The 11,559-nt window shown below is 70.2% G+C and carries 7 protein-coding genes and 1 pseudogene; all 8 read right to left on the bottom strand.

The features are described 5' to 3' along the window. A pseudogene (locus BG452_RS20210) lies at nucleotides 1-233 on the bottom strand (hypothetical protein); the annotation flags it as partial. 220 nt (nucleotides 234-453) lie between these two features. Continuing rightward, nucleotides 454-2,991, bottom strand: a complete 2,538-nt coding sequence (gyrA, locus tag BG452_RS20205; protein ID WP_188305741.1) for a DNA gyrase subunit A — start codon at nucleotides 2,989-2,991, stop codon at nucleotides 454-456. A 131-nt stretch (nucleotides 2,992-3,122) separates the two neighbouring features. Next, nucleotides 3,123-5,138 (bottom strand): DNA topoisomerase (ATP-hydrolyzing) subunit B, encoded by a 2,016-nt coding sequence (gene gyrB / locus BG452_RS20200; RefSeq protein ID WP_188305740.1) that lies wholly within the window; start codon nucleotides 5,136-5,138, stop codon nucleotides 3,123-3,125. Nucleotides 5,139-5,406: 268 nt separating this feature from the next. Then, a complete protein-coding gene (locus tag BG452_RS20195) occupies nucleotides 5,407-5,946 on the bottom strand; it encodes a DUF721 domain-containing protein (protein ID WP_188305739.1) in 540 nt (179 codons plus the stop codon). Between the two features lie 111 nt (nucleotides 5,947-6,057). Continuing rightward, nucleotides 6,058-7,191, bottom strand: coding sequence for a DNA replication/repair protein RecF (recF, locus tag BG452_RS20190; protein ID WP_188305738.1), 1,134 nt, complete (start codon nucleotides 7,189-7,191; stop codon nucleotides 6,058-6,060). A 72-nt stretch (nucleotides 7,192-7,263) separates the two neighbouring features. Further along, on the bottom strand, nucleotides 7,264-8,190 hold the full coding sequence (gene gnd, locus BG452_RS20185) for a phosphogluconate dehydrogenase (NAD(+)-dependent, decarboxylating) (protein WP_411292975.1): 927 nt from the start codon (nucleotides 8,188-8,190) through the stop codon (nucleotides 7,264-7,266). A 121-nt stretch (nucleotides 8,191-8,311) separates the two neighbouring features. After that, entirely contained in the window at nucleotides 8,312-9,442 is a 1,131-nt protein-coding gene (dnaN, locus tag BG452_RS20180) for a DNA polymerase III subunit beta (protein WP_188305736.1), read from the bottom strand. A 975-nt stretch (nucleotides 9,443-10,417) separates the two neighbouring features. Beyond that, a partial coding sequence (gene dnaA / locus BG452_RS20175; RefSeq protein ID WP_223242482.1) for a chromosomal replication initiator protein DnaA occupies nucleotides 10,418-11,559 on the bottom strand: 1,142 nt, incomplete at its 5' end.

Genomic DNA, 11,559 nt, shown 5'->3' with positions numbered 1-11,559 from the left:
ACCGGGGTGCCGCCGGCCGGGGTGTTGCCGCTGGTCCGGGTGCCCCGGGGCGGGGTCGGCTGGCCCTTGGCGTACGTGGTCGGCGGCGAGAAGCCGCTCTGTCCGGCGGCCGGGCTGCCGGAGGGGGGCGGGGTCTGGCCCCCGTAGGTCGCACCGGCCTGGCCCGCTCCACCGACCGGCGGCATCAGCGACGTGGACGCGGCCGAGTGCTCGGTCGGCGGCTGTCCTGGCACGCCGTACGACCCCCCGCCCTGCGCGCCCGGACGGCCGCCGGAGGGTCCTCCCGCAGCACCCGTGGCTCCACTCACCTGGTCCTCCCGCACTTCCCACCAGGGCGGCGCCCTGATCCGTCACTCGTCATCCAGCGCCCGGCGGGATTGCCCGGTACTGGTCGGCGTCCGGTGCCGCCGCGTCCTCTTCTCTGGACGCGACGGCACCGGTCCGCGGTTCGGTTCAGACCTCGGCGTCGCCGCCGACCGCCGTCTCCGTACCTTCGGCCGTCTCGGTGGACTCGGTGCCGGCGACCTCGTCCTCCGCCGTCTCCTCGTCCTCGGCCTCCGCGTTGCGGGCCATGCCCACGACCGCGTCGCGCTTTCCGAGGTTGATCAGTTGGACGCCCATGGTGTCACGTCCGGTTTCACGAACCTCGGAAACCCTCGTGCGGATCACCCCACCCGACAGGGTGATCGCCATGATCTCGTCGCTGTCGTCGACCACGAGTGCGCCGACCAGCGAGCCCCGGCCCTCGACGATCTTCGCCGCCTTGGTGCCGTAGCCGCCGCGTCCCTGGACACGGTACTCGTCCACGGCCGTTCGCTTGGCGTACCCGCCGTCCGTGGCGGTGAACACGTAGGTACCCGGACGGACGACGTTCATCGAGAGCAGTTCGTCGTCCTCGCGGAAGGCCATGCCCTTGACTCCGGAGGTGGCGCGGCCGGTGGGGCGCAGCGCGTCGTCGGTCGCGGTGAAGCGGATCGACTGGGCCTTCTTGGAGACCAGCAGCAGGTCGTCCTCGGAGGAGACCAGCTCGGCGCCGATCAGCTCGTCGTCCTGGCCCTCCTCGTCCTGGCGCAGGTTGATCGCGATCAGGCCGCCGGAGCGCGGGGAGTCGTAGTCCTTCAGCGGGGACTTCTTCACCAGGCCGGCCCGGGTGGCGAGGACCAGGTACGGCTTGTCCTCGTAGGTGCGGACGGCCATCACCTGGGCGATGTGCTCCTCCGGCTGGAAGGCCAGCAGGTTGGCCACGTGCTGGCCGCGGGCGTCGCGCCCGGCGTCCGGCAGCTCGTAGCCCTTGGCGCGGTAGACCCGGCCCTTGTTGGTGAAGAACAGGATCCAGTTGTGGGTCGTCGTCACGAAGAAGTGGTCGACGATGTCGTCCTGCTTCAGCTGGGCACCGCGCACGCCCTTGCCGCCGCGCTTCTGCGAGCGGTAGAGGTCGGAGCGGGTCCGCTTGACGTAGCCGCCACGGGTGATCGTGACGACGATGTCCTCCTCGGCGATGAGGTCCTCGATGGAGAGGTCGCCGTCCGAGGGGATGAGGGTCGAGCGCCGCTCGTCGCCGTACTTCTCGACGATCGCGGTGAGCTCCTCGGAGATGATCTCGCGCTGACGGGTCGGCGAGGCCAGGATCGCGTTGTACTCGTCGATCTTGCGCTGCAGCTCGTCGTGCTCGTCCATGATCCGCTGGCGCTCCAGGGCGGCCAGCCGGCGCAGCTGCATCTCCAGGATCGCGTTGGCCTGGAGCTCGTCGATGTCCAGCAGGCCCATCAGGCCGGTGCGGGCGGCGTCGGCGCTGGCCGAGGCCCGGATCAGCGCGATGACCTCGTCGATCAGGTCCAGGGCCTTCAGCAGCGCGCGCAGGATGTGGGCGCGCTCCTCGGCCTTGCGCAGCCGGAAGGTGGTGCGCCGGACGATGACCTCGACCTGGTGGTTGACCCAGTGCCGGATGAAGGCGTCCAGCGACAGGGTGCGCGGCACGCCGTCGACCAGGGCCAGCATGTTGGCGCCGAAGTTGGTCTGCAGCTCGGTGTGCTTGTACAGGTTGTTGAGCACGACCTTGGCGACCGCGTCGCGCTTGAGCACGACCACCAGGCGGGTGCCGGTGCGGGACGAGGACTCGTCGCGGACGTCGGCGATGCCGGCGATCCGGCCGTCCTTGACCAGGTCGGCGATCTTCAGCGCGAGGTTGTCCGGGTTGACCTGGTAGGGCAGCTCGGTGATGACCAGGCACTGGCGGCCCTGGATCTCCTCGACCTCGACCACGGCGCGCATGGTGACCGAGCCGCGGCCGGTGCGGTAGTAGTCGTCGATCCCGCGGCGGCCGACGATCAGCGCGCCGGTGGGGAAGTCGGGGCCCTTGATCCGCTCGATCAGGGCCTCCAGCAGCTCCTCGGCGGAGGCCTCGGGGTTCTCCAGCGCCCAGAGCGCGCCGGAGGCGACCTCGCGCAGGTTGTGCGGCGGGATGTTGGTGGCCATGCCGACCGCGATGCCGGTGGCACCGTTGACCAGCAGGTTGGGGATGCGCGCGGGCAGGACGGTCGGCTCCTGCGAGCGGCCGTCGTAGTTGGCGGCGAAGTCGACGGTGTCCTCGTCGATGTCGCGCATCATCTCCATGGCCAGCGGCATCATCTTGCACTCGGTGTAGCGCATGGCCGCGGCCGGGTCGTTGCCCGGGGAGCCGAAGTTGCCGTTGCCGTCCACCAGCGGCATCCGCAGCGACCACGGCTGGGCCAGCCGGACCACGGTGTCGTAGATCGAGGTGTCGCCGTGCGGGTGGTAGTTGCCCATGACGTCGCCGACGACGCGGGCGCACTTGTAGTAGCCCTTCTCAGGGCGGTACCCGCCGTCGTACATCGCGTAGAGCACGCGGCGGTGCACCGGCTTGAGGCCGTCGCGGACCTCGGGGAGCGCCCGGCTGACGATCACGCTCATCGCGTAGTCGAGGTACGAGCGCTGCATCTCTGTCTCGAGCTCGACCGGCTCGATCCGCATGGTCACCTGGGTGGTGGCCGCGGGGGTCTCGGGAGTCTCGGGCTGTTCGCCTTCGGGACGGTTGTCGTCGACCACTGGTGGTCAGTTTCCTTTCACGCGGACTGGTACGTGCGGGGCCTGGGTCGCAGGCGTCACACGTCCAGGAAGCGGACGTCCTTGGCGTTGCGCTGGATGAAGGAGCGGCGGGCCTCGACGTCCTCGCCCATCAGCACGGAGAACAGCTCGTCGGCGCGGGCGGCGTCCTCCAGGGTGACCTGGAGCAGCAGCCGGTGCTCGGCGTCCATGGTGGTGACCCGGAGCTCCTCGGCGTTCATCTCGCCGAGACCCTTGAAGCGCTGGATCGCGTCGTCCTTGGGCAGGCGGCGGCCGGCCTCGACGCCGGCGGCGATCAGCGCGTCGCGCTCGCGGTCCGAGTAGGCGTACTCGAAGTCGTCCTTGCCCCACTTGATCTTGTACAGCGGCGGCATGGCGAGGTAGACGTACCCGGACTCGACCAGCGGCCGCATGAAGCGGAACAGCAGGGTCAGCAGCAGGGTGCGGATGTGCTGTCCGTCGACGTCGGCGTCCGCCATCAGGACGATCTTGTGGTACCGCAGCTTGGACTCGTCGTAGTCCTCCTGGATGCCGCAGCCGAAGGCCGAGATCAGCGCCTGGACCTCGGTGTTCTGCAGCACCTTGTCGATCCGGGCCTTCTCGACGTTCAGGATCTTGCCGCGGATCGGCAGGATGGCCTGGGTGCGCGGGTCCCGGCCCTGCTTGGCCGAGCCGCCGGCGGAGTCACCCTCGACGATGAAGATCTCGCACTCGGACGGGTCCTTGGACTGGCAGTCCGAGAGCTTGCCCGGCAGCGAGGCGGACTCCAGCAGGCCCTTGCGGCGGGTGAGGTCGCGGGCCTTGCGGGCGGCGACGCGCGCGGTGGCGGCCTGGATGGACTTGCGGATGATGTCCGCGGCCTCGGTGGGGTTGCGGTCCATCCAGTCGTTGAGGTGCTCGTGGACGACCTTCTGGACGAAGGTCTTCGCCTCGGTGTTGCCGAGCTTGTCCTTGGTCTGGCCCTCGAACTGCGGCTCGCCGAGCTTGACCGAGATGATCGCGGTCAGACCCTCGCGGATGTCCTCGCCGGAGAGGTTGTCGTCCTTCTCGCGGAGCAGCTTCTTGTCCCGCGCGTAGCGGTTGACCAGGCCGGTCAGCGCGGCGCGGAAACCCTCCTCGTGGGTGCCGCCGCCGTGGGTGTGGATGGTGTTGGCGAAGCTGTAGACCCCCTCGGTGTAGGAGGAGTTCCACTGCATCGCGATCTCCACCGAGATCGCCTTGTCCTTGTCCTCCGCCTCGAAGTCGATCACCGAGGGGTGGATGACGTCGCCCTTGCGGGAGTTGAGGTGGGCGACGAAGTCGGCGATGCCGCCGTCGTACTTGTACGTGACGGTGAGCGGCTTGCCCTCCTCGTCCACGTGCTCGGGGCGCTCGTCGGTCAGCGAGATCGACAGGCCCTTGTTGAGGAAGGCCATCTCCTGGAAGCGCCGGGAGAGCGTCTCGAAGGAGTAGACGGTGGTCTCGAAGATGTCGCCGTCGGCCCAGAAGGTGACCGTGGTGCCGGTGCGGTCGGTCTCCGCGCCCTTGGCCAGGGGGGTGGCCGGGGCACCCATCTTGTAGTCCTGGGTCCAGACGCTGCCGTCCTTGTGGATCTCCACCGACAGCCTGGTGGACAGCGCGTTCACCACGGAGACGCCGACGCCGTGCAGACCGCCGGAGACGGCGTAGCCACCGCCGCCGAACTTGCCGCCGGCGTGCAGGACGGTGAGCACGACCTCGACGGCGGGCTTGTCCTGGCCGGGGACGATGTCCACCGGGATGCCTCGGCCGTTGTCGACGACGCGGATCGCGCCGTCGGCCATGATCGTGACGTCGATGGTGTCGGCGTACCCCGCCATCGCCTCGTCGACGGAGTTGTCCACGACCTCCTGCACCAGGTGGTGCAGGCCGCGCTCGCCGGTGGAACCGATGTACATGCCGGGGCGCTTGCGGACGGCGTCGAGGCCTTCCAGCACCTGGATGTTGCTACCGGTGTAGGAAGCCTGCTCGGTCTGGTCTGGGGTCTGGCTGGGGTTGCCGGAATCGGCCACGAAGCGCCCTCTCTGGCACAGCACGGGCCGCATTCCCACCCCGTGCGGGCGGGCGTGCGACCACGGCGTTTCGACTCGGTTGCCACTAGCAACAGTGTTTGGCTTTCAGTCTACCGGTACGACTGACAGAGATGGGCGTTTGGCAGCCCTTGAAGGCAGATATGCCGCCCTGAATCCCCTCGGCACGAGTCCCGATACTCGCCCGGGGGGCCTGAGGCGCCTGGAAGGGCCGTCAGGGGTTCCGGAAGATCGTGCTCCGATCCCGGCCGGGGCCGACCGGCGCCGGCCGGGCTCAGCCCCAGGTGTCGCCCGGGCCCTTGCTGCCCGGCGCGCGCAGCCGGCCGTAGCCGCGGGCTGGCGCGGCCGGGCCCAGCACCTTGATGGTGCGGACCGTGCCGTGGCCCAGCTCGTGATTCAGACGTGCCACCAACTGCCGTGCCAGCCAGCGCAGTTGGGTGGCCCAGGCGGTGGAGTCGCACTGCACGGTGAGCACCGCGGCGGCCTCGTCGTAGGAGGAGGGGTGGCAGTGCGCGGCGATGTCCGGGCCGACGATCTGCGGCCAACGGCCCATCACGCCGCCGACCGCGGCCGAGGACTCCCAGCCGCGCTCGGTCAGCAGCCGGTTCAGCGCCGCGCCCAGCGGCACCGGGTCGCGGCCGTCCGAACGGGCACCACTGCGCAGCCCGTGCCGCTTCGCCTCGCGCTTCTGCTGGACCTGCTCACCGCGCTGACGGGCCTGGGCGCGGGCGGCCCGCAGGGCGGACCGGGCGAGGTCGGCACCGGTGGGCTCGGCGGCGCCGGGGCCGGGGGAGGTCTCCGCCGACTCGCTCATGGCGATCTCCTTTCCCCAGCCTGTGGACAACCCGATGAGCCGTCCAGCCTACGGGAGTGCGCGGACGCCGGACGTCGGCACCTGCAGTGCCGTGGTGTGGCTGGGAGGGGATCAGGCGTCGATCCGGCGGACGGCGCCGTCGGAGACCGCGAACCGGGCGCCGGCCAGCGCCTTCGGCACGTCCTCGGCCACCGCCGCCGTCACCAGCACCTGCTCGCCGTCGGCCACCAGCTCGGCCAGCCGGTCCCGGCGGGCCGCGTCCAGCTCGGCGAACACGTCGTCCAGGACCAGCACCGGCTCGCCGCCGTCGGCGCGCAGCAGCTCGTACGAGGCCAGCCGCAGCGCCAGCGCGAACGACCAGGACTCACCGTGGCTGGCGTAGCCCTTGGCGGGCAGCGGGCCCAGCTTGAGCACCAGCTCGTCGCGGTGCGGGCCGACCAGGGTGATCCCCCGCTCGACCTCCTGCTTGCGGACCGTCTGCAGCGCGGCCAGCAGCTGTTCCTCGGCCTGCTCCCGGCTGGTCGGCAGCTCGCCCTCGAAGGAGCTGCGGTACTCCAGCGTGGTCTCGCCGCCGCCCGGGGCCACCCGGCCGTACGCGGCCGTCACCAACGGCTGCAGGGCGGCCACCAGTTGGATCCGGAAGGCCGTCAACTCGGCTCCGGCGCGGGCCAGATGGCCGTCCCAGACCTCCAGGGTGGACAGGTCGGCGCCCTTGCCGCCGCCGGCCCGGCGGGCCATCGCGGCGGTCTTCAGCAGGGCGTTGCGCTGCTTGAGCACCCGCTCGTAGTCCTGCCGGACCCCGGCCAGCCGGGGTGCCCGGGCGGTCAGCAGCTCGTCCAGGAAGCGCCGGCGCTCGCCCGGGTCGCCCTTGACCAGGCTGAGGTCCTCGGGGGCGAACAGCACGGTGCGCAGCAGGCCCAGCACGTCGCGCGGGCGGACGTTGTCGGAGCGGTTGATCCGGGCCCGGTTGGCCTTGCCGGCCGTGAGCTCCAGCTCGATCAGGGTGGAGCGGCCGCGGTCCACCACCGAGGTGCGGATGACCGCCCGTTCGGTGCCCAGCCGGATCAGCGGGGCGTCGGTCGCGACCCGGTGGCTGCCCAGGGTGGCGACGTAGCCGATCGCCTCGACCAGGTTGGTCTTGCCCTGGCCGTTGGGCCCGACGAAGGCCGTCACGCCCGGGTCGAGGGGAACCTCGACCCGGGCGTACGACCGGAAGTCGGCGAGCGACAGGTGCGCGACGTGCATGGCTGTGGACTGCGCCCGCCTTCTGTGTCTGTGGCCGCCCGGGGGACGACCCCCGGGCCCCGGCCGGGTCGGTTACTTGGACTCGACCGCGTGGCCGCCGAACTGGTTGCGCAGCGCGGCGATCATCTTCATCTGCGGGGAGTCGTCCTGGCGGGAGGCGAAACGGGCGAACAGCGAGGCGGTGATCGCCGGCAGCGGCACGGCGTGGTCGATCGCGGCCTCGACGGTCCAGCGGCCCTCGCCGGAGTCGGCGGCCCAGCCGCGCAGCTTGTCCAGGTGCTCGTCCTCGTCCAGGGCGCGGACGGCCAGGTCCAGCAGCCAGGAGCGGATGACGGTGCCCTCCTGCCAGCTGCGGAAGATCTCGCGCACGTCGGTGACCTCGGGGGCGGCCTCCAGCAGCTCCCAGCCCTCGGCGAAGGCCTGCATCATCGCGTACTCGATGCCGTTGTGGACCATCTTGGCGAAGTGGCCGGCGCCCACCGCACCCGCGTGCACCGAGCCGAAGTCGCCCTCGGGCTTGAGCGCGTCGAACACCGGCTGGACGCGGGCGACGTGCTCGGCGTCGCCTCCGTACATCAGCGCGTAGCCGTTCTCCAGGCCCCAGACGCCGCCGGAGACGCCGCAGTCGACGAAGCCGATGCCCTTGGCCGCCAGCGTCTCGGCGTGCTTGATGTCGTCGGTCCAGCGGGAGTTGCCACCGTCGACCACGACGTCACCGGGGGAGAGCAGCTCGGCGAGCTCGTCGACGGTCGCCTGGGTCGCGGCACCGGCCGGGACCATCACCCAGACCACGCGCGGGCCCTGGAGCTTGGTGACGAGCTCCTGCAGGCTCTCGACGTCGGAGATCTCCGGGTTGCGGTCGAATCCGATGACGGTGTGGCCGGCGCGGCGGATCCGCTCGCGCATGTTGCCGCCCATCTTGCCGAGACCGATGAGGCCGAGCTCCATGACCAAATCCTTACTGTGGGGACGTGCCTGGCGGCGGCGCCGTTGCCGCACTTCCCCGAGCCTACGCTTCCGGCGGATCCGGGCTCCGCGCTGCCGGGCCGACCGGGGGAGACGTCCACAGGCTGTGCACAGCGGGTGTGCACAGCCTGTGGATGACCGACCTGGCCGGGGATCAGCCGGAGAGGCGGACCGGCATGATCAGGTACTGGTACGCCTTGTCCTCCTCGGCGTCCACCGAGACCCTGCCGCTCAGCAGGGCCGGCTTGGTCGGGGTGGTGAAGCTCAGCTGGGCGAAGGGGGAGTCGATGGCCTTGAGGCCCTCCTCCAGGTAGCCCGGGTTGAAGGCGATCGAGATGTCGTCGCCCTCGAGGTCTGCCTCGACCCGCTCGGTGGCCTGGGCGTCGTCACCCGAGCCGGCCTCCAGGGTCAGCACGCCCTGCTCGAAGTTGAGCCGGACCGGGGTGTTGCGCTCGGCGACCAGCGAGACGCGCTTGAGCGCCTCCAGGAAGGGCTGGGTCTGGATCGCGGCGACCGCGCTGAACTCGGTCGGGAAGAGGCTGCGGAACTTGGGGAACTCGCCCTCCAGCAGCCGGGTGGTGGTGCGGCGGCCGGCGCCCTCGAAACCGATCAGGCCCTCGCCCGCGCCACCCGAGGAGAGCGCGATGGAGACGGTGTCACCGCTGCCCAGGGACTTGGCGATGTCCTGGAGGGTCTTGGCCGGGACGAGCGCGACCGCGGAGATGTCCGACTGCTCGGGCTTCCACAGCAGGTCGCGGACGGCGAAGCGGTAGCGGTCGGTGGCGGCCAGGGTGATCCGGTCGCCCTCGATCTCGACCCGGACACCGGTGAGCACCGGCAGGGTGTCGTCCCGGCCGGCCGCGACGGCGGCCTGGCTGACCGCGGAGGCGAAGACGTCACCGGAGACGGTGCCGGTAGCGGTCGGCATCTGCGGCAGGGCCGGGTACTCGTCCACGGGCAGGGTGGGGAGGGTGAAGCGGGAGCTGCCGCAGACCACGCTGACCCGCTGGCCGTCGGTGGAGATCTCCACCGGCCTGTTGGGAAGGTTCCGCGAGATGTCGTTGAGCAGGCGACCGGAGACCAGGACGGTGCCGGCCTCCTCGATGTCCGCCTCCAGCTCGACCCGGGCCGAGACCTCGTAGTCGAAGCCGGACAGCGCCAGGCTGCCCTCCTGCGCGGTCAGCAGCAGGCCGGCCAGCACCGGCACCGGCGGCCGTGCCGGGAGGCTGCGAGCAGCCCAGGCCACCGCCTCCGCGAGGACGTCACGCTCCACCCGGAACTTCACCGGTAACCGCCTCCTGGATCGAGCGCTCCCGCTCGCACTCTGGTTCGTCTGATCTTGATCGTCGGTCCGCCTGTCCGCCGAGCTCTACCACTCCGCTTCCAGTCGCAAAGGACAGTCTGACGTACTCCGCCGACAGACGGGGCAGACGGGCGGAAGCAAACCGAACAGATGTCTGGGAGCGGTTGTCCACAGATTTCGGGCCCACCCACTTTGAAAGCAGGTTCACGGTCTAACTGTGTAGCGGTAGTAGTAGGGCCTGTGGAAACCGTGGATAACCCCGTTTCCGCAGGTCAGCGCCCAAATTTTGTCCACAGTGGGTGTGGACGGCGGCTGTGGACGGGGAGAGCGCGCTGTGGACAGCCGAGCGTTACCCACAGGGCACGCAGGGTATCCACAGGTTATCCCCAGGGCTGTCCCCAGATCCGGGCCCGGTTATCCACGGGCGCCGGTCAACTTTTCGTGACGCCTTTCACACCAGGGTATGAACGGCGGCACAAGGTTGTCGAACTGTGGACCCAGCTGTGGACAACCTGGGGATAACCGCCCCGCCCCTGGGGACAACCGGTGGATAACCCGGATGGCCCACTGGTGGCCCGTCAATTGTCCACACCCTGTGGATAACCGTTGTGCACAAGTCCACAGGCACCTGACCTGCGCGGAAGAGCGTAGCGGCGACGGGCCTGTGGACGAATTCTGGATAACTCCGGACTCCCCGGCCTGTGGACCGTGCAGAAGGGGCCCGTCCTGTGGACAACGGCCCTGCGCGCCCTCGGTTTTCGAATCACCGCTCAGTTGTTCGGCGCGGGCTGTGGACTGGTGGAACGTCCGTCGAGCGGATCCCTGCCCAGCCGAGGCGCGACGCACACCTGTGGAAACGGCGAAAGGGCGTCAGGATCGCTCCTGACGCCCTTCGGGGCCCGTCCCGGTGCCGGGGCCGGGCTTCGCGGCCGACGGCACCCAACTCGCGCCGTGACGCTAGCTCTTGATGCGGTTGGTGAGTTCGGTGACCTGGTTGTAGATGGAGCGCCGCTCGGCCATCAGCGAGCGGATCTTGCGGTCCGCGTGCATCACCGTGGTGTGGTCGCGGCCGCCGAACTGCGCGCCGATCTTCGGCAGCGAGAGGTCGGTGAGCTCCCGGCACAGGTACATGGCGATCTGCCGGGCCGTCACCAGCACCCGGCTGCGCGAGGAGCCGCAGAGGTCGTCCACGCTCAGGCCGAAGTACGCGGCGGTCTGCTGCATGATGACCTGCGCCGTGATCTCCGGGCCGGCGTCCTCGTCCCCGCCTGGGATCAGGTCCTTGAGGACGATCCCGGCCAACTCCAGGTCCACCGGGGCCCGGTTGAGGTTGGCGAAGGCGGTGACCCGGATCAGCGCGCCCTCCAACTCCCGGATGTTGCGGGTGATCCGGGACGCGATGAACTCCAACACGTCGGCGGGGGCGTTGAGTTGTTCCTGGATCGCCTTCTTGCGCAGGATCGCGATCCGGGTCTCCAGCTCCGGCGGGGTGACGTCGGTGATCAGCCCCCACTCGAAGCGGTTGCGCAGCCGGTCCTCCAGCGTGGTCAGCAGCTTGGGCGGCCGGTCCGAGGACAGGACGATCTGCTTGTTCGCGTTGTGGAGGGTGTTGAAGGTGTGGAAGAACTCCTCCTGGGTGGACTCCTTGCTCGCCAGGAACTGGATGTCGTCCACGAGCAGGATGTCCATGTCCCGGTAGCGGCGGCGGAAGGTGTCCGCCTTGCCGTCCCGGATCGAGTTGATGAACTCGTTGGTGAACTCCTCGGAGGACACGTAGCGCACCCGGGTGCCCGGGAAGAGGCTGCGCGAGTAGTGCCCGATGGCGTGCAGCAGGTGGGTCTTGCCCAGCCCGGACTCGCCGTAGATGAAGAGCGGGTTGTACGCCTTGGCCGGGGCCTCGGCGACGGCCACCGCCGCCGCGTGCGCGAAGCGGTTGCTGGCGCCGATGACGAAGGTGTCGAACAGGTACTTGGGGTTCAGCCGGGCGGCCGGTTCGTCCTTGCGCGAGCCGCCGGCCGGGGGAGCGCCGGGCGGGGCGGGCACTCCGGGGACGCCGGGGCGCTCGGCGGACCGCTCCGCGGCGGGCTTCTCGGCCGGGC

Source organism: Streptomyces sp. CBMA123 (assembly GCF_014596465.1).
In the GTDB taxonomy this organism is placed as follows: Bacteria; Actinomycetota; Actinomycetes; order Streptomycetales; family Streptomycetaceae; genus Kitasatospora.
This window is presented reverse-complemented; position numbering and strand designations above follow the sequence as displayed.